We start from the raw sequence: 18,547 nt of genomic DNA on the forward strand, positions 1-18,547 counted from the left end.
CAAAAAAAGCAGATATTATGGCTAAAGTAACAGTAGTTGGAGCAGGTAACGTAGGAGCTACGTGCGCAAATGTACTTGCCCATGGAAACTTAGTAAATGAGGTGGTTTTACTGGATATCCAGGGTGATCTGGCCCGTGGAAAAGCGCTGGATAGCTGGCAGCAAGCCCCGATCGATGATTACAGTACCCACATCACCGGGACCGAGGATTATGCAGCTACAGCTAACTCGGATATTGTGGTCATTACCGCAGGTATTCCCCGGAAACCGGGTATGAGTCGCGATGATCTGATATCAACCAACGCCAAGATCGTACGGAGTGTAACCCAGTCGATCCTCAAGTATTCACCAAATCCCATCCTGATTGTGGTTTCTAACCCATTGGATGTGATGACCTATGCAGCTTACAAGACTTCAGGCCTACCGGCAAACCGGGTATTTGGTATGGCAGGTATCCTGGATACGGCCAGGTTCCGTGTATTCCTTGCCAGTGCGCTGGATATTTCACCACGGGATATTCAGGCCATGTTACTAGGAGGGCACGGGGACACCATGGTTCCATTGCCACGCTTTACCACAGTGTCAGGTATTCCGGTCACCGACTTGATGGATCAGGCTGAATTGGATGCCATCATTGAACGGACAAAAGTGGGTGGGGGAGAACTGGTAAAACTGATGGGTACTTCTGCCTGGTACGCGCCCGGCGCTGCAGCTGCCCAAATGGTTACCACCATCCTCAAGAACGAGCGCAGGATATTTCCGGTTTGTGCCTGGCTAGAAGGCGAGTACGGACTGAAAGACATCTTCCTTGGTGTTCCGGTTAAATTGGGTAAAAATGGTATTGAACAGACCATTGAGTTGAAATTGAACCAGGATGAAATGGGCTTGCTTAAGGCTTCCGCTGAGCATGTCCGCGATGTGATGAAAGTTTACGACAATATGACCTTTTGATCATAACTTCTAAAGGGGCTTTTTTAGCCCCTTTTTTTTGCCTTATATCGAATATTGGGTGCCTTAAATACCGGATGGCACTTTCTTTGCGTTTACAGCGTTGAAGTAGCAGAAACCTTTGGTCCATGACCCTCCGAATCCTCATTTTTTCGTCTCTGTTCCTGATAACAGCCAATGCAGCCAAGTCCCAGATCCTTGAGCAGAATGCTGAACGGCTGATGCAATACGATGACACGTTGCAAACGCTGGCACATGGCCTGTTTAGCGCTGATAAACCGGAAGAGCGGTTCATAGCCTGTGAACATTTTATCAAGAGCCTGGTGAGGACGCTTAAGGTGGAAAATTCATTCTATTATCCCTTTGAATCGTTCGAAAACATCTCCATAAAATATCCCGCTGACAGTTCCTTCCGGGTTTTCACCTGGCAACTGGAAGTTGGCCCGGGTGATTATCGCTATTATGGCGCCATCCAAGTCAACCAGCCTCAGTTAAAATTGTACCCACTGATCGATCGTTCATTTAATTTCTCAGAGGAAGCCCAGGAAATTACGGATCCGAGTCAGTGGTATGGTGGTGTCTATTACAACCTGCTTTCTTTTTCAGAGGAGGGCCAGAAGCACTATCTGTTATTCGGATACGATATGTTTGATCAGACCTCAAGACGCAAATTTATCGATGTGCTGACCTTTGATCAGGACGGTAAACCCCAATTCGGCGCTCCCGTGTTTGTCCGTGAAGACGGTTCGACATTAAATCGTTTTCTGCTCACTTTTCCTGCAGAAGCTGCTGTAAAACTTAACCTGGACAAGGAAAAAGGGCTGATCATATTTGATCATCTCGTAGAGGACCCCCGTGGGGGGCTGGCCATGGTTCCGGATGGATCGTACGATGCTTTCCGGCTTCAGAAAGGTAAACTGGTGTGGATTGAAAAAATATTCAGCAACATCAATTCCCAACCGATAACTTCCGATACCCTGGACCAGGCCCGGATGCGTCCCGTCAATATCAAGAAGCAGTAGATCGCCACATCATTTGGATACAGACATCTCCGGGCGACACCCGACCTCTCTCAGCCATGCGTAATCCGGGAATCCAGATGATTCCTTCCTGATCCCTTACGACATACACCGACTCTTTCTCCCACTTGTTGTATTTGGCATCGGTTAAAATATCCTGTACATGGTGATATTTTCCTTCCAGGCCAAATGACTGTATCCGGTCACCGGGGTGCCATCGACTGTACCTGATCGGCCAGGAAATCTTGTTTTCATTAAAGTATATATTGAAGTTATTCTTTGTAAAATGTTCAGGTGCAACAGATTGTATAATTTCTATTTCACCGGAATTTGTTTTAGACCGAAATGGCAGATCGGGTCTGTCGATGTTCAACGTCACATTGGAAGAAGCTGTTATTTTCCTAAGTAAGATGTGAACCCGGTCGACCAATGCTTCATAGTCATTTCCGGAAATCACTGCACCCGAATGGTTCTTTTCAAAAGCATTCCACAGATTTTCTGCCTGATGAAATGAAAATCCGTATCGGTAAAGGACTTCGCCAAGTACATACGCTGGATTGGGGAAACGAAGCAACTTAGCTAAATGAAGCTGTAAAAAATCAGCCTTTGCAATCACCATATTGGTATGCAGCTCATCCAGAAAAGACTGTAAGAGGGCTCCGGCGTCTTTGAGGTGGTCGATCGTAGCTGGTAGCTGTGCCGCCCTTCCACGGGATATATTGTCCAGTACCGGCAGCAGGTGATGCCTTATCCGGTTACGTAAGTAATCATCACCTGAATTGCTGGAATCTTCCATAAAGGGGATATTATTAAGGCTGATGTAGTGGTCAATTTCTTTCCGGCTAACTTTTAGCAATGGCCTAAGTATCAAGTTGTTTTCTTCCGGAATACTCATCATTCCGCGCCAGCCGCTTCCCCGGATGGCGTTGATCAGCCAGGTCTCCATAAGATCTTCCTGATGGTGGGCGGTGACGATATGGTCGAATCCATGTCTTTCCTTCAATGCGGTAAACCATTCATAACGCAGTTGACGGGCTGCTTCCTGGGTGGAGATTTTATGAAAAGTCGCATATTGCTTGGTATCAAACACGGTGGTGAAACATTCGATGGATAGTTGACCGGAAAAAGATTGGACCAGGTCCTGTTCAAAGTCTGCCTCGGGACGCAAACCAAAATGCACATGGGCAGATGCAATGAGCAGACCGAGCTGGTGCATGGCATGCAACAAAGCCATGCTATCCCGGCCTCCACTGACAGCGATCAGGTACCTTTTAGTCCTGAATTCCGGATCCCTGGACTCGAAATATTCCCTAATTGCTGGCAGCATGCACCGACGTATTTTGAAAAAATATAATTTTGCAACCAAATTACTGGAAAATGAAGTATTTATCCCTGGTTTTAGTGTTTGCCCTCTTCTTTGTAACCTGTAAGCAGGAGCCGGATTCAGCTACCGCAGACACTGCATCAACTGATTCTGAGGTCACGGCTGACACCTCACAATTGGAAACTTCAACCAGACCGGAACAAGGTTTGCAAGGAGAAGATTATGGCGAAACGGAGAAATTGGATACGCCTAAGGATAAAACCTTGTTTTCATTTCTGACCACCAACATGTGGGAATATACCCGGGGCATCGAAGGAAGCTCCTTTCCCAATGGCATCGTAGGAAAATGGATCGTGTTCAACGAAGATTACTCCTACCAAACCGGCTATTGGGAGAATATGACCAGTCAGGGTACCTGGGATCTTGATGAAAAAACCAAAACCCTTCATCTTACTCCCAGCGATACGAATGAAAGGGAAAGTCAGTGGACCATCCGGGCAAAGTCCAATTCAATGGTATTGTCCGGAACGGTAAAATACGGAAACAACAGTTCACAGGTGTTTCTCGCACGCCGGTTGGGTAAACCAGAAAGATCCTATTAGGCAAGGCTACCGCCCGGCATTAAGCTTAAAGCAGGTAATAACGGATATAAACCTGCATGATCAGGTCGATGCCGGTAATGAGAAGGATAAGTCCAATCAGCATTGTTTGTTTACTGATTGCTGCATACCGCCAGGGTATTGCTACCAGGAATATGGGCAGTACGGGTAATAGGTATCGTCCATTGATGCCGTGAATATAGCTGGCCCCCACCTCGTTCCACTGGAGATAAAGGATTAATGAGGTTATTACGATTACGCTTACACCCATCCACGCGAGGAAAAGCTTCTCCAGCCGGTGGAGGTATATTTTGTTGGTGATACCCGACCAGATCAGGGTCACAACCAACAGGAACGTTGACACCCAACTGATGTAATTAGTCCCCCAGCCGAATTTTCCCATCAGGTGCCGGAAAATGGAACCCCAGATATCCATCCAGGTATCCAGTAGTGTATGGAGAAAAAACATGAGGTCGTGGGTAACCAACCTTAACTGAATCAAGGGGTTTACTCCCGGATTTAACTGCACACCGTTCCGAAATGCAGGGTTGTAATCATTGTATGTAATGAACGTCCCCTGGACCACCATCAAAAAAAGTAACGTGCCTGTCAGTGGGAAAAGCACCATAATCCATTTTTGCCATCTGGTCCATAATGTACCGGTGATCAGGAATACAACCCAGGTCAGTGGCCACCAGTTAGGCCTTTGTACCGTAAATAAAAGTGCCAGTAGTAGTGCCGGTATCCAATTTGTTTTGGTCTTCTTAAATATGGTTATTAGCCAAAGCAGAACCAGCACCAGTGTTATGCTATCCGGTGTTATGGCGGAAACCAATGCAATTGTCCCTGGTAATAGCCCGGTAACCAATGGAAGATCACCGGCCTCCGGAAAGGCTTTCATTAAATAAAGCCCAGCCAGGATCCATATCAATAATCCGATCAAACGAAGAATGTGGATGGCAGGTAATCCATTAATGCCCGTCAGCAGGAGCAATTTTGCAATCAGGGCAAAGGGTAGATAGGCTATTGGCGAATAGTAGCTTACATTCGGGAAATCGGCAAAACGCAGATGGGTCGCCGGCTTGGGAGTAACATTGTGATTGGTATATTTCGCATCAGGCTTATTACGCAGATACCGCGTAGTCGAATCCAATTTTACGATCCAGGCAGGCACCATTCCTCCGGAACGACCGTTCTCCTGAATCCCAAATAGGTGCCCGGAAGCCAGATGGTAGGCCCGGTAGGTGTGGGCCGGTTCATCGGGGTTTTGGAAAGGTGGTATCAGGAATACCAGTATGATGCCGAATACGATGGATAAAAGGACAAACAACGTCGATGGTTGATTGCCAAAGGATTTATTGGATACCCCGTTCATTCAGATACTGATGAAGCCTTCTGGCATTGACCAGATGCGCAGTTATCGTTTTCGCAAAGGCATGGGATCCGGTACCGTCCATTTTAGCACAAAAGAACAAATATTCGTGACGCTCCGCATTAAGCACGGCGTCCAGGCTCGAAATCGAAGGCATGCATATCGGACCCGGTGGCAGGCCAGCATACTTATAGGTATTGTAAGGTGAGTCAACCGCCAAATGTTTGTTCAGGATCCGGCGTAAGGTAAAATCACCAACTGCAAATACCACCGTTGGATCTGCGTCCAACTTCATGCCCTGATGGAGCCGGTTTAAGTAGACACCGGCAATGCGCGGTTTTTCATCTTCCCTTAGGCTTTCTTTCTCCACAATAGAAGCCAGAGTATAAACCTCGGTGGGTGATAAGGACTGGGCTTCCGCTTTTTCTTTTCTGCCTGCTTTATCCCAGAAACTGTCATGCTCGCGGATCATCCTTTGCAGGAGTTGTACAGGAGTAACATTCCAATACACTTCGTAAGTGTTAGGAATAAAAATCGTCATCAACGTTTCCTTGGAATATCCAATGGAGTCCAATACACCCGGCCTGGTCAGGAATTCCTGGAATTGCTTTTCGTTTGGCTCAAGTTGCTCTGCCAGTTTTTCAGATAATTCGGCAATGGTTCTCACGGAGTTGAAAGTGAGTTTTACTGGTTCCTGGATCCCTTGCCGCAAATGCCGGATGAGGTGATAATTTGACCAACTGGGCAAAATGTGATAGCGGCCCGCTTTGATCTGACCGGGGTAATTCATTTTTTTTGCAACCCAATCAAACGAATTGTCTTTCTTAAGGAAGCCGCCTTCTGTGAGCCTTTCTTTGACATCATCATAATTTGATCCGGTAGGAATATAGAGGATCTCAGAGGCAAGCTGCTCTGGCACATTGGGCTTGTAGATCCAGTCGTAAAGCCAATACCCGAAACCACCGGCAATGACCAGCAGAATGCCGAAGATCCAGAAGACATACTTCAATAATTTTGCTTTTTTACTCATTGCCAGGTGAGCGACTTTTAGTAAGATTCGTTCTCGTTTGGGAAATCCCGGTTTTTTACATCGGTAATATAACGTTGAACTGCCTCTTTTGTCATATCAAACAGATCCAAATATCTGCGTAAAAATCGTGGATTAAAGTCTTTTGTTATCCCCAGCAAGTCGTGACTTACCAGCACTTGACCGTCTACGTCAGGCCCGGCACCAATCCCTATCGTTGGCAAATGGACTGAAGCAGACACTTCTTTAGCGAGTACGGCAGGAATTTTCTCCAAAACCAGTGCAAAACAACCCATCTCATCCAGGAGTTTGGCATCGGACTTCAATTTTGCAGCTTCTTCATCTTCTTTTGCTCTTACCACATAAGTTCCAAACTTATAGATCGATTGCGGTGTAAGTCCCAGATGCCCCATAACCGGGACACCAGCAGAAAGTATGCGTTTGATGGATTCCTGGATCTCCTCGCCTCCTTCCATCTTAATGGCGTGCGCTCCGGATTCCTTCATGATCCGGATCGCTGATTTCAGAGCCTCTCGCCAGTTGCCCTGGTAGGAACCAAAAGGAAGATCAACTACGATCAGGGCACGTTTTACAGCCCGCACCACGCTCTGGGCATGATAGATCATCTGATCCAGGGTGATGGGCAGGGTCGTTTCATGCCCGGCCATTACATTTGATGCAGAATCACCAACCAGCAATACGTCGATGCCTGCTTCATCATAGATCCGGGCCATGGAAAAATCGTACGCTGTGAGCATCGAGATCTTTTCTCCTTTACCTTTCATCTCGTGCAGGGTGTGTGTAGTAACCCGTTTTACTGCATTGTGTTCTGACATCAATGTTCAATTTTGAGGCCCCGAAGTTACTAAATTACCTGCACCTAAATGGTGGGAAGGGCAGGCTCCTATTTTTGTCGGAAGGATATACCTTTGTGCACCAATGATCCGTTTGTATCCAGTGAAATTCTTCTATGTTGTATTAAGTCTTGGGCTGTTGGCCGCTTGTACCAATGAGTTGGTGGTCGAAACGATAGAGCAACGCCTCCCTGTGGTCTATGGTCTACTGGATGCTTCTGACAGTATTCAGGTGGTTAGGGTGGAGGCAGCTTTGCTGCCGGAAAATCACGGTGGCCCCGAAGCCTATCTTCTGGATAGTCTCCATCGTAACACGGAATATTTTCAGGTTTTGCTTGGTGACCTTGCATCCGGACAAATAAGCCCTATGGATCGGGCTTTGTGGAGCGATTTGCCAGGTGTAAGCAGACCATCGGCCCCATTTTCCGACTTCGTATATATTCAGAAATCTTCTCTTGATCCATCACGGACGTACCAGATCCGGATTTCCAGTGATGAAGGCCAGATAGCTTCTGCTCAGACCACCCTGGTTGAGCCTTTTACCCAAACCCAGCCCAGGTCGAGTGAACTGCTCTCACTCAATCGTAAAATTGCCATTCGATGGCAGTCTTCGGCAAATGCTTCCATCTATGAAGTGGCCTGGGTGATCCGGTTTTCCGAGCAGACGGCCTCGGGAATGGCAAGCCGTGATGTCCGGTTACCACAATTTAGTACCAGTCAGATCAGCGCTTCCCTGGAAGGCGAGCAATTCTATCAGGATCTGTCTGGCAAACTGGAGCCATTACCAGCCGGAAGCAGATCGTTGACCGGAATCTACCTGGTGGTCGTGGGAGGCTCGGACACGTATGTTGAGTTGCAGCAGGTTCTCCTGGCTGGACAGGGGATCACCGGGGTGCAGGATATACCGACCTTTTCCAACGTGGATGGCGGACTGGGAATATTCACGTCGAGGTACACGTCCACATCCGGCCCACTTCAATTAACCGGGGAATCTCTGGATTCACTTCAATCCGGGAAATACACCAAAAATCTGGGATTTTGAAGGAATGTCCACGCTCCGGGATAGGGTAGAATGAGGCAAACTTTGACAATCCCTGTACACCCATCTGCCTTTTTGTCATAATCATTCAGGGGTGTAGATAAAACTTTGTCAGCATAAAACTGCAATATCGTCATGAATTGGTGGCTGGTATGCTTCTTGGTGACAATGAAATGACATAACAATTCACCGAATAGAAAAACTACGAATCATATGGGTAAAATAATCGGAATCGATTTAGGAACCACCAACTCCTGTGTAGCTGTGATGGAAGGGAATGAGCCGGTAGTCATCGCGAACGATGAAGGCCGCCGCACCACGCCCTCAGTTGTAGGATTTATGGACAATGGTGAGCGTAAAATCGGTGACCCGGCTAAACGTCAGGCCATCACCAATCCGCAACGGACCATTGCCTCAATCAAGCGTTTCATGGGAGCCCGGTTTTCGGAATCGGCAAAAGAAATAAGCCGCATGCCCTATAAAGTTGTTCAGGGCAGCAACGACACCGTCCGCATTGACATCGACGGCCGTCAATATTCTCCGCAGGAAATTTCAGCTATGATCTTGCAAAAGATGAAAAAAGTAGCTGAAGATTTTCTTGGTCAGGAGATCAAAGAAGCGGTAGTTACCGTACCAGCCTATTTTAACGACTCCCAGCGTCAGGCTACCAAGGAAGCCGGAGAAATTGCCGGACTGAACGTAAAACGGATCATCAACGAGCCTACGGCAGCAGCCCTGGCCTATGGTCTGGATAAGAAGCATAAAGACATGACCATCGCGGTCTATGACCTTGGTGGCGGAACATTTGATATTTCCATCCTGGAATTGGGTGATGGCGTGTTCGAGGTAAAATCAACCAATGGTGACACCCACCTGGGTGGTGACGACTTCGACCAGGTGATCATTGACTGGCTGGCAGATGAATTTAAAAAGAATGAAGGCCTTGATCTGCGCAAAGACCCGATGGCATTACAGCGTTTGAAAGATGCTGCAGAACGTGCTAAAATCGAATTGTCTTCCAGTTCTGAAACCAGCATCACACTGCCGTATATCACGGCCGTTGACGGAGTGCCTAAGCACATGGAGCAGCGCCTGACCCGGGCCAAATTTGAACAGTTGGTTGACAGTCTGGTGCAGCGCACGCTGAAGCCTTGTGAGGAAGCCCTGAAAGATGCAGGACTTTCAAAAAATGATGTGGATGAGGTGATCCTTGTCGGAGGTTCGACCCGGATCCCACGCATCCAGCAAGCTGTAGAAGACTTCTTTGGTAAAAAGCCGAATAAGAGTGTTAACCCGGATGAGGTGGTAGCTGTAGGAGCTGCCATCCAGGGTGGTGTACTTAGCGGTGACGTACAGGATGTCCTCTTGCTTGATGTTACGCCTTTAAGCCTTGGTATTGAGACCATGGGTGGTGTATACGATGTGGTGATTGAATCCAACAGTACCATTCCGACCAAAAAGTCGAAAATCTATTCGACGGCTTCGGATAACCAGCCTTCGGTAGAGATCCATATTCTGCAGGGTGAACGCCCTATGGCACGGGATAACCGTACGGTCGGTCGTTTTATCCTGGATGGAATTCCACCTGCACCTCGCGGGGTGCCTCAGGTCGAAGTGACCTTTGACCTGGATGCTAACGGGATACTGAATGTGTCTGCAGTGGATAAGGGTACTGGTAAGAAACAAAACATTCGCATCGAAGCTTCAACCGGCTTGTCCAAGGAAGAGATTGAACGCATGAAAGCTGAGGCAGCTGCTAATGCCGAAACAGACAAAGCAGCGCGTGAGCGTATCGAGAAACTGAATGCTGCAGATGGTCTGATCTTCCAAACCGAGAAGCAGATCAAGGAATATGGTGACAAGATCCCGGCAGACAAAAAGGATGCCATTGAGAAAGCGGTTGCCGACCTGAAAGATGCACACAAAGCCGAAGATCTGACACGCATCGATTCTGCAACTAATAACCTGAACACTGCATGGCAGGCTGCCAGTCAGGATCTGTACAATGCACAGCAGGGTGCACCGGATCAGGGTGCCGGAGCTCAGCATACGGCTGAAAGCAACGGCAACAGTGAACAGGGTGCTGAGGATGTTACAGACGTCGAATTTGAAGAAGTCGACGACAAGAAGTAAGGCTTCCTAAAAAGCAACATAAAAAGAAGGGTCATTTCAATCGAAATGGCCCTTTTTTTATTTGCAACAGGTCTCATCAAGAGATCACCATTTGGTCCGTTATCCAGCGCCCTTGAAGAAGTCCTTAAGTTCAAGTACATTTGATTTTTGCAATAAATCAATTTGAATGCGGAACCGGACATTAGATGACTTTTATCGTGAAATCGCGGAGAAGAGCGGCAGGCAGATCAGCGAATTGCTACCACCGGACATTCACCGGGACATTGGTCATTTTAATGTCTTTGACATCGCGGAAACGATCCGGGAGTATAAGCGTAAACAGGTAATGCCCTACGATCGCCGGGCATACTATAAGATCAGCCTGATCCGGGGTAAAAACAGGGCCGAGTATGCAGATAAAATCATCCACATCGAGCAAAATGCACTGTTATTCGCTACGCCGAAAGTACCTTATCACTGGGTACCAGAAGATGAGGCACAAGCAGGATCCTATTGTGTTTTTACTGAAGCATTTTTAGTGAAAAACAAAAGTGGTATCCTGCTGGACGAATTGCCCATCTTCCAGAGTGGAGGGCTTCCAGTCTTTGAAATCACAGAGGATCAGGCCATAGAGGCAGCTCAGCTGTTTCAGAAAATGGAGCGTGAACTCACCTCTGATTACGAATACAAATACGATCTGCTGAGAAATTATGTCCTGGAACTGATACACCTGGGACAAAAATGGCAACCAGTTCAGCGAGAACAAGTAGGTCAGAGTGCTTCTTCCCGTATCGTCTCCTTATTTATTGAGTTACTGGAGCGTCAATTTCCAATAGAATCCCAAAACAATCGTCCATTGCGTTCTGCTATGGAATATGCAGATCGGTTATCTGTCCATGTGAATCACCTGAATAAAGTTCTGAAGGAGCAGACCGGTAAAACAACGACCGATCTGATCCGGAGCAGAATGATCCAGGAAGCTAAGATCTTACTCCGACAAACCGACTGGACCATTTCAGAAATAGCCTACAGCCTGGGATTTGAGGAAGTGGCCCATTTCTCCAACTATTTTAAGAAGCAGACTGCAAGCACCCCCCTGGCCTTCCGCTCCTGGAGCTGATTTGATATTTACAAAAGCGTGATTGAATTTTACAATGCATGCCTTATTGAAATACCGGTACTTTGTGCCATTCAAATGCATTAAAAGAGAATTCAATGATCACAAAAACAAAAGTTGCACTGGTTACCGGTGGAAGCAGGGGCCTGGGCCGGGATATGGCTATTCAATTGGCGCGCGGAGGTACTGATATCCTACTCACGTATCATACCAATCGTGAAAAGGCGGAAGAAGTAATTCAGGCTATCGAGGCGATTGGTCAAAAGGCTCACGCCATTCAGCTGGACACCAGCAGACCGGATTCATTCGATCCGTTTTTTGCTCAGGTGACCGGATATCTGCAAAAGGAATACGGAGATCCACATTTTGATTTTTTAATCAATAACGCCGGTACCGGACTGTATGTGCCATTTGCACAAGTGACAGAAGAACAGTTTGATGCGATGCTGAACATCCATTTTAAAGGCGTATTCTTCCTTACTCAAAAAGCATTGCCATTAATGAGGGATGGTGGACGCATCGTCAATATTTCATCCGGACTGGCCCGGTTTTCAATGATCGGTTCTGCAACGTATGCATCCATGAAGGGTGCGGTAGAGGTATTAACCCGGTATCTGGCTAAAGAACTTGGTCCCCGCAGGATTACAGCCAATATCGTGGCGCCCGGAGCCATTGAGACCGATTTCGGAGGAGGCAGGGTGAGAGATAACAAAGAAATCAATGCTTTCGTGTCAGGCGTAACTGCGCTTGGGAGAGTGGGATTGCCGGAAGATATCGGTGGTGTTGTTGCATTCTTGTGTAGCGAAGAAGCCAGATGGATCAATGCACAGCGGATCGAAGTATCCGGCGGGATGCACATCTGATTTGGAAGCGTCGTTCTTAATGTGAAAGCCACCGGTGTTTGCCTCCGGTGGCTTTTATTATCAACAGGTCAATCAATAGTCTTTCTTTGGTCTACCGGGGACTCTCCATCGTTGCCTTCATCTGGATCAGTTTATCCGGACTCGGCTTTTTACCATCGTTAAAGTTGGTTGCTTTTTCAATAAATCGCTTATCGATCTTAAAGAGCTTGAATTGGGCAATTTGAGAGGCGCTAAGGTTTGGGTATCCGGCATTGTTCATCTCTGTGATATAGGCCTTATCCACGTTGGCAACTTTCATTTGAACGATGTCTTCACTGGAGAGATCACGATATCCAAGGGCAGCCAATTCCTTCATGTAAGCAGGCGAAATATTCATGGCCTTGAACTGGACCAGCATATCTGCATCCAGTTGGTCATACCCGGATTTCTTCATCTCATCGATATAGGAAGCATCAATATTCATGGCTTTGAACTGAACCAGCATTTCCGCGGACAGATCGAATCCAAGTTTGCGTACGGACTCAACGTATTGCTCATCAATTTGCATAGCAACCAGATTGGTGATCTCATCCTGAGAGAGGTCTTCACCAAATGCTTTTTTCAGGCTTCTGATCCGTGCTCCATCAATCTTTAATGCTTTGTTGGAGATGACCTGAGAGGCAGGCAGATCTTTCAGTCCGGCATCCTGTAGATCGTGGATGAAATCAGGCGTGATGTCCAAAGCGATGAATGCCATAAGATCTCCGCTGTTAAGATCGCCATAACCTAATTTTTTGATGGATTGGAGATAGTCCAGGCCGGTACCCTGAAAGGTCAGGAACATCATTTCATTGGTTTCCAGTTCTGGAAATCCCATTCCTTTCATCGACTTCACAAAGTCACCGTTCGGGCTGAAAGAATAGGTGCCGGAACCATTTTCAGATTTTATTTCTCCCTGAAATGTAATGGTCCCTGCTGGTCTGCGCAAATAAAAGGTAACGTCAGCTCCGGAACGATATCCTTCAAAATCGGACGCTGTAAAATCATGTTCATACCTGTTTTCTTGATCATCCTTACGGTCTTGCTTCAAGGTGAATTCCAGTTTTCCATCCTCGCTGATCATGACCCATTTCCCCCGGATCACATCGGTGCTTTGCGCGTTAACAGCGTTTGCGGATAAGAAAAGGTTAAGAACTAACAGGGAAAAAAATACATTCCATTTCATCGGTTTCATATGTTTTTAGTGTAAAAACCTGGTGGATTTCCAATCGTTACATAAAATCAAAGATTTCTTTTGATCTGTATGTCTCCGCTGTAGGTACGGAGTACGTATTCGGGGCCTCCACCATTGATGAATGAAGATTTCCAGTCAAATAACCTAGCAGAAGCAGTTTCTGATCCGATCAGAGGGAAATCGCTTAAAATATTTCCTTTGGTACTGTTCATTTTTAATTTGGCATGAACTGCATCCGGCAGAGCAAGTTCAATATCTCCATCGATTGTGGTGATCATGATCGGTTCATCCGGACTGACTTGTTTAAATCGGGCAGTGATGTTTCCGTATACGGAATTCAGGATAGCTGACCCGGTGATATTATCCAGGGTAATGGCCCCCTGGGCGTTATCCACGACAATGGCTCCGCTGATCCGGATCACAGTTACATCGCCATTGTCCTGAGACCGGAGTTGCAGGGTGAAATGACGAGGAATTTTGATATCCACGTCAATGGTATTACCCTGGGAATTACAATACAGGTTCACATTGGTTTCCTGTTGCTCGTAAGTTAGTTTCCAGCTATTTTGCGTCCTGGTGTCTTTTTGAGCGTACCGGGCATTTGCAGTTATGACAATCATATTTCCGTCGTATCCGGTCACGGTAATGGAGCCTTTGGGATTATCAAAGTTAAGTACGCCGGACAGATCCGGTTGCTTCAGAGGTATCAGTAGATTTTGGGTTTGTCCTGATAGCTTACTGCCAGGAAGCATCATACAGATCGCCATTAGAAGGAATGACATACCTGCCATTATGTTTTTAACTAAGACCCTGGATGGTTTCATTAATCTGTGTCTTAAGATTGTAATTGAGATCCGGCTTTTCGATCAGTTGCTTTAGTGCGGGCATCGCTCTTTTCTCCCGGAGGATGGACATTAATTCTGTTAACCTAAGCAGCACCACGGGCGATGTTTGCTGCTGGCCTATAGCCTGTATCATACCCTCCATGACTGTGGCATTTTCGGTATGATTGGCCAGCGTCTCCAGTGCAACCAGCCGGACATTGTCATTAGAGTCATGATTAAGCGTGCTAAGGAGTGTTTCAATCATTTTGTCATCCACCCGCTCCATATCTGCCAGCATATTGATGGCTTGAATCCGCTTACCGGGGAGTGGTTGTTGGATCATGGTGAAGGCCAGCGATTCCCTCAGGTCCCTGACTTCACCCGATAATTGCATGACTTCAGTCGATTTTCCATGGCGGGTGGCCAGTAATGAGCCACCGATCCAGCCGGAAATAAATAGAACGATGCCTGCTGCCATGGCCCACCAGGTCGGATGGGTTGCAGGATTTCGGTGTGCCCTTTCGTTAGTCGCTATGGCCGCATCAAGTGAATCGTAAAACCTCCTGTCCATCCGGTCTGAAGGCAGTGGGGCAGGGGTGTCATCTAAAATCTTTCCTGCCTCTTCAAATTCCTTTTTCTTTGAATCATCCATTTCCATACATCAAGCACTTTCCAGTTGAGCATAAATTTTTTTCAATTCAATCATTGCACGGTGTATTTTGACTCGGGCGGCACCTTCGGTCATATTAAGAATTCCAGCAATGTGCTGATACTTCAAGCCCTGAATTTTGGCCAGGATAACGGCTTCGCGGTCATCATCCTTTAGCCTGGATAGGGCATGGTTCAGCAAGGTTATTTTTTCCTGTTGTTCCAGGGATTTATATGGATCCGGGTCCTTTGCAGGATTAAAGGCGATGGATTCCGGTACGGTAAAATGACGAACAGATTTCGAGTAATCTACTGCAACGTGATGGGCAATGTGAAACAGCCATTTGGCAAATGAACCGGTTCCCTGAAAGCTTTTCCGGTATTTCAATACCCGCATAAACACCTGATGAACCATATCCTCGCTGAACGCATGGTCTCCACAGGTGACGCGGTAGAAATAGCCAAACAGGGATTGCTTGTACCGCTCATAGAGTATGCCCAATTTTGCCAGATCGCCCTGGGATACCTGGACCATCAATTCAATTTCATCCACCGGCCGCTTGGTTTGTCCTGAAAGAATGACTCCCGCCCGGTTTGAACGAAACCCATCCATCTTCTATACAAGAACTGCCCTTAAATGCGAATGTTACAGATAAGTCGTAATAATTGAACCTTTCTGCGACTATCAATTGTAGATAAGCCACATTAATAGGACAAACACCACAAGATTCTCCTGAAGAGTTGGTGTGAACACAGATTAATGACCAATGTCTTAGTACAGGATACTAAGGCTTAACGATGCCCTGGTGTAACAGATAATCCACCGTCACATAACACATTGCCTTCACACCGGTTTGCATTCCACTCTCGTCGATGAAGAAGTCAGGAGTGTGATGCGGTGCGGCATACCCGGGAGGTGTATCCAGTGGTTTGCCTCCGGTGGACCAGAACAGGGAAGGGACCTTCTCTGCGAAGAAGCTGAAATCTTCAGCGCCAGTACGAGCCTGGGTGACCAGGACATTGTCAGCGCCACCGGCGGCAGCCTGGAGTGATGGGACCATCATCTGAGTCAGATTGGGATCGTTGTAAGTTACCGGAACACCAATGGTGATCTCCACATCGGCCCTGGCTCCGGCACTTTCGGCGATTTTGGTAGCAGTCAGACGGATCTTTTCGTGGATGATGCGCTGCATGGTCGTGTCCAGTGTGCGGATCGTGCCCGTCATCTCGCAAGTCTCCGGGATGATGTTATTTCGTACCCCACCTGTGATTTTACCAACAGTAATCACGGCCGCTTCCTTGGTTAGTTCGGTCTGCCGGCTGATGATGGTTTGTAGCCCCATGATGATCTGGGCAGAAACCGTAATGGGATCTATGCCAGACCATGGTTGCGATCCATGTGTTTGTTTTCCGGTCACTTTGATGTTGAAGACATCAGCGGCTGCAAGCATACCTCCAGGCTTGTAAACCAATTTGCCGACATCCAGACCACTGCCAATATGTTGGCCAAACATAACCTGAATGCCATATTTTTCGAGCAAGCCTTCTTTGACCATCAGGCCGGCTCCGCCTTCTTCTCCGGGAGGTGCTCCTTCTTCAGCCGGCTGGAAAACGAAAACAACTTTGCCACGCAGTTGATCCTTCATGTCTTTAAGTATGGCTGCGGTGCCCAGCAACATGGAGATGTGCGTGTCGTGCCCACAGGCATGCATGACGCCCACTTCCTGGCCGAGGTAGGTGCTGGTCTCCTTGGATGCAAATGGAATCGGGGTGCGCTCGGTTACCGGCAATGCATCGATGTCTGCCCGTAGCCCCACCGTAGGCCCAGGTTTGCCGGAATCCAGCACCGCAACTACACCTGTCTTGGCAAAGCTGCGGTCGACCTGGTAACCCATTTTAGTCAGGTATTCGGCAATAGCATCCGCTGTCTTGAATTCACGGTTTGACAATTCCGGAAATTGATGGAAATGATGACGCCACTGGATCACCTGATCGTTCATGGCGGCTGCCTCCTTGTCAATCCGGGCATGCAGTTCTAGCATATTCTGGGCTTGCATGCTGACAACAATGAATGCCAATATGGCGGTCTTAACTATCTGATGAATATTTCTCATTGATATTTTCTTAATAGTTTATGAAAATGGAAGACGGAAGCGGATCTCCAAGATAACTTCCGGTCTGCAAAAGGCTATTTATTTATTTGCGATGTGTGGTCAGGTAATCGGCAGCGACCATACAGAGTGATTTAACTCCGGTAATCATGCCGTCCTCATCGATGAAAAAATCGGGCGTATGATGGGGCGCGGCATATCCTGCCGGGGTATCCAATGGCTTACCACCGGTGAACCAAAATACGGAAGGAACCTTATTCGCAAAGAAGCTGAAATCTTCTGCTCCTGTCGTTGCATCCATCACTTGTAAATGATTTCCGCATGCTGCTTCAAGTGAGGGTACGACTTCCCGGGTTAATTCGGGATTGTTGTAGGTGATGGGATAACCAATTGCAATTTCCACTTCGGCGGTAGCGCCTGCACTTTCTGCGATGAGGGTGGCTGTCTGTTTGATCTTCTCATGAATCTTTCGCTGCATGCCGGTATCGAGACAGCGGATGGTTCCGCTGAAATCGGCTTCTTCCGGGATGATGTTGTTACGGACGCCGGCATTGATCCTGCCTACACTGATCACGGCTGCTTCCTTGGTCAGTTCAGTCTGACGGCTGATGATGGTTTGCAATCCCATGATGATCTGTGCTGAAACAGCGATCGGATCAATACCTGCCCAGGGTTGGGATCCATGGGTTTGTTTACCTTTTACCTTGATGAAAAATTCATCAGAAGATGCCAACTCACCTCCGGGTTTGTACTGAATGGTTCCTATATTGACGCCGGACCAGATATGCTGTCCGAAAAACACATCAATCCCATATTTTTCGATCAACCCTTCCTTAACCATCAGGGCTGCACCCCCTTCTTCACCGGCGGGAGCTCCTTCCTCAGCAGGCTGGAAGACAAACACGATCTTACCATTCAGTTGATTCTTTAAATCCTTGAGAATGGAGGCTGCACCCAGCAGCATGGAAATGTGGGTGTCGTGGCCACAGGCGTGCATGACGCCCACTTCCTGCCCGAGGTAAGTACTGGTTTCTTTTGATGCAAAAGGAATCGGTGTACGCTCGGTCACGGGCAATCCATCAATGTCCGCACGCAGTCCGATGGTAGGGCCGGGTTTACCGGTATCCAACAGGGCTACGACGCCTGTCTTTGCAAAGCTCCGGTCTACCGTATATCCCATCTCTTCAAGATATTTTGAGATGGCGTCGGCTGTTTTGAATTCCCGGTTTGATAACTCCGGATACTCGTGAAAATGACGTCGCCATTGGACGACCTGACCGTTGATGGCGGCCGCTTTCTGGTCAATTTCTGAGTGGAGGTTATTATCTCCGGATATGGCTTTCTGTGCCTGCCCGTAGGTTGCAGCTATAACAATGAGTAGTGACCACAAAATCCTGATTTTCATGCAATCCGCTTTTTCCAGATGAGCGGTCAAGTTAGGAATTTCCTTTTTAAATACAACGCCATGAATAGTATGT

At 47.4% G+C, this 18,547-nt stretch carries 17 protein-coding genes; 7 read left to right on the top strand and 10 right to left on the bottom strand.

The window, feature by feature from the left end; genetic code table 11:
- Positions 1-17: 17 nt before the first annotated feature.
- A complete protein-coding gene (gene mdh, locus H6570_08155; GenBank protein ID MCB9319239.1) occupies positions 18-950 on the top strand; it encodes a malate dehydrogenase in 933 nt (310 codons plus the stop codon).
- A gap of 125 nt (positions 951-1,075) precedes the next feature.
- Complete coding sequence (locus H6570_08160) at positions 1,076-1,969, top strand: hypothetical protein (GenBank protein ID MCB9319240.1); 894 nt, start codon at positions 1,076-1,078, stop codon at positions 1,967-1,969.
- Here the strand turns inward: H6570_08160 and tilS are convergent.
- Positions 1,956-3,293 (bottom strand): tRNA lysidine(34) synthetase TilS, encoded by a 1,338-nt coding sequence (gene tilS, locus H6570_08165; protein MCB9319241.1) that lies wholly within the window; start codon positions 3,291-3,293, stop codon positions 1,956-1,958. The genes H6570_08160 and tilS overlap by 14 nt on opposite strands.
- A 50-nt stretch (positions 3,294-3,343) precedes the next feature.
- Between tilS and H6570_08170 the strand changes: the two genes are divergently transcribed.
- Positions 3,344-3,892, top strand: a complete 549-nt coding sequence (locus tag H6570_08170) for a hypothetical protein (protein MCB9319242.1) — start codon at positions 3,344-3,346, stop codon at positions 3,890-3,892.
- Between the two features lie 25 nt (positions 3,893-3,917).
- Here H6570_08170 and H6570_08175 read toward each other — a convergent pair whose 3' ends face one another.
- Genes H6570_08175 through panB form a run of 3 tightly spaced genes read right to left on the bottom strand, consistent with a single transcriptional unit; the run spans position 3,918 to position 7,124 of the window.
- Entirely contained in the window at positions 3,918-5,264 is a 1,347-nt protein-coding gene (locus H6570_08175) for a DUF2142 domain-containing protein (protein MCB9319243.1), read from the bottom strand.
- Positions 5,245-6,291 (bottom strand): endolytic transglycosylase MltG, encoded by a 1,047-nt coding sequence (gene mltG / locus H6570_08180; GenBank protein MCB9319244.1) that lies wholly within the window; start codon positions 6,289-6,291, stop codon positions 5,245-5,247. The genes H6570_08175 and mltG overlap by 20 nt, the downstream gene beginning before the upstream one ends.
- Positions 6,292-6,308: 17 nt before the next feature.
- The gene (panB, locus tag H6570_08185; protein MCB9319245.1) at positions 6,309-7,124 is read right to left on the bottom strand and encodes a 3-methyl-2-oxobutanoate hydroxymethyltransferase; all 816 of its coding nucleotides are present in this window, start codon (positions 7,122-7,124) and stop codon (positions 6,309-6,311) included.
- A 103-nt stretch (positions 7,125-7,227) separates the two neighbouring features.
- Here panB and H6570_08190 point away from each other — a divergent pair, with 103 nt between their 5' ends.
- From H6570_08190 to H6570_08205, 4 genes are all read left to right on the top strand, one after another.
- Positions 7,228-8,184: a DUF4249 family protein gene (locus H6570_08190; protein ID MCB9319246.1), complete on the top strand. Its 957-nt coding sequence runs from the start codon at positions 7,228-7,230 to the stop codon at positions 8,182-8,184.
- 210 nt (positions 8,185-8,394) lie between these two features.
- Entirely contained in the window at positions 8,395-10,314 is a 1,920-nt protein-coding gene (gene dnaK / locus H6570_08195; protein MCB9319247.1) for a molecular chaperone DnaK, read from the top strand.
- A gap of 166 nt (positions 10,315-10,480) precedes the next feature.
- Entirely contained in the window at positions 10,481-11,413 is a 933-nt protein-coding gene (locus tag H6570_08200) for a helix-turn-helix transcriptional regulator (protein MCB9319248.1), read from the top strand.
- Positions 11,414-11,508: 95 nt separating this feature from the next.
- A complete protein-coding gene (locus H6570_08205; protein MCB9319249.1) occupies positions 11,509-12,273 on the top strand; it encodes an SDR family oxidoreductase in 765 nt (254 codons plus the stop codon).
- A gap of 91 nt (positions 12,274-12,364) precedes the next feature.
- Here the strand turns inward: H6570_08205 and H6570_08210 are convergent, their stop codons facing one another.
- The 6 genes from H6570_08210 to H6570_08235 form a co-directional block, all read right to left on the bottom strand.
- Entirely contained in the window at positions 12,365-13,486 is a 1,122-nt protein-coding gene (locus H6570_08210; GenBank protein ID MCB9319250.1) for a hypothetical protein, read from the bottom strand.
- A 47-nt stretch (positions 13,487-13,533) separates the two neighbouring features.
- Positions 13,534-14,268, bottom strand: a complete 735-nt coding sequence (locus H6570_08215; protein MCB9319251.1) for a DUF4097 family beta strand repeat protein — start codon at positions 14,266-14,268, stop codon at positions 13,534-13,536.
- Between the two features lie 16 nt (positions 14,269-14,284).
- On the bottom strand, positions 14,285-14,968 hold the full coding sequence (locus H6570_08220) for a hypothetical protein (protein ID MCB9319252.1): 684 nt from the start codon (positions 14,966-14,968) through the stop codon (positions 14,285-14,287).
- Between the two features lie 3 nt (positions 14,969-14,971).
- Entirely contained in the window at positions 14,972-15,571 is a 600-nt protein-coding gene (locus H6570_08225) for an RNA polymerase sigma factor (GenBank protein ID MCB9319253.1), read from the bottom strand.
- A gap of 172 nt (positions 15,572-15,743) precedes the next feature.
- A complete protein-coding gene (locus H6570_08230) occupies positions 15,744-17,072 on the bottom strand; it encodes an amidohydrolase (GenBank protein ID MCB9319254.1) in 1,329 nt (442 codons plus the stop codon).
- A gap of 82 nt (positions 17,073-17,154) precedes the next feature.
- The gene (locus H6570_08235) at positions 17,155-18,474 is read right to left on the bottom strand and encodes an amidohydrolase (GenBank protein MCB9319255.1); all 1,320 of its coding nucleotides are present in this window, start codon (positions 18,472-18,474) and stop codon (positions 17,155-17,157) included.
- Positions 18,475-18,547: the final 73 nt, after the last annotated feature.

Source organism: Lewinellaceae bacterium (assembly GCA_020636135.1).
Lineage (GTDB): Bacteria > Bacteroidota > Bacteroidia > Chitinophagales > Saprospiraceae > JAGQXC01.

Excerpts from the sequence above, each read along its gene's own strand:
- mdh (MCB9319239.1), top strand. The coding sequence starts at position 18 with ATGGCTAAAGTAACAGTAGTTGGAGCAGGTAACGTAGGAGCTACGTGC.
- H6570_08160 (MCB9319240.1), top strand. The coding sequence starts at position 1,076 with ATGACCCTCCGAATCCTCATTTTTTCGTCTCTGTTCCTGATAACAGCC.
- tilS (MCB9319241.1), bottom strand. The coding sequence starts at position 3,293 with ATGCTGCCAGCAATTAGGGAATATTTCGAGTCCAGGGATCCGGAATTC.
- H6570_08170 (MCB9319242.1), top strand. The coding sequence starts at position 3,344 with ATGAAGTATTTATCCCTGGTTTTAGTGTTTGCCCTCTTCTTTGTAACC.
- H6570_08175 (MCB9319243.1), bottom strand. The coding sequence starts at position 5,264 with ATGAACGGGGTATCCAATAAATCCTTTGGCAATCAACCATCGACGTTG.
- mltG (MCB9319244.1), bottom strand. The coding sequence starts at position 6,291 with ATGAGTAAAAAAGCAAAATTATTGAAGTATGTCTTCTGGATCTTCGGC.
- panB (MCB9319245.1), bottom strand. The coding sequence starts at position 7,124 with ATGTCAGAACACAATGCAGTAAAACGGGTTACTACACACACCCTGCAC.
- H6570_08190 (MCB9319246.1), top strand. The coding sequence starts at position 7,228 with ATGATCCGTTTGTATCCAGTGAAATTCTTCTATGTTGTATTAAGTCTT.
- dnaK (MCB9319247.1), top strand. The coding sequence starts at position 8,395 with ATGGGTAAAATAATCGGAATCGATTTAGGAACCACCAACTCCTGTGTA.
- H6570_08200 (MCB9319248.1), top strand. The coding sequence starts at position 10,481 with ATGCGGAACCGGACATTAGATGACTTTTATCGTGAAATCGCGGAGAAG.
- H6570_08205 (MCB9319249.1), top strand. The coding sequence starts at position 11,509 with ATGATCACAAAAACAAAAGTTGCACTGGTTACCGGTGGAAGCAGGGGC.
- H6570_08210 (MCB9319250.1), bottom strand. The coding sequence starts at position 13,486 with ATGAAACCGATGAAATGGAATGTATTTTTTTCCCTGTTAGTTCTTAAC.
- H6570_08215 (MCB9319251.1), bottom strand. The coding sequence starts at position 14,268 with ATGTCATTCCTTCTAATGGCGATCTGTATGATGCTTCCTGGCAGTAAG.
- H6570_08220 (MCB9319252.1), bottom strand. The coding sequence starts at position 14,968 with ATGGAAATGGATGATTCAAAGAAAAAGGAATTTGAAGAGGCAGGAAAG.
- H6570_08225 (MCB9319253.1), bottom strand. The coding sequence starts at position 15,571 with ATGGATGGGTTTCGTTCAAACCGGGCGGGAGTCATTCTTTCAGGACAA.
- H6570_08230 (MCB9319254.1), bottom strand. The coding sequence starts at position 17,072 with ATGAGAAATATTCATCAGATAGTTAAGACCGCCATATTGGCATTCATT.
- H6570_08235 (MCB9319255.1), bottom strand. The coding sequence starts at position 18,474 with ATGAAAATCAGGATTTTGTGGTCACTACTCATTGTTATAGCTGCAACC.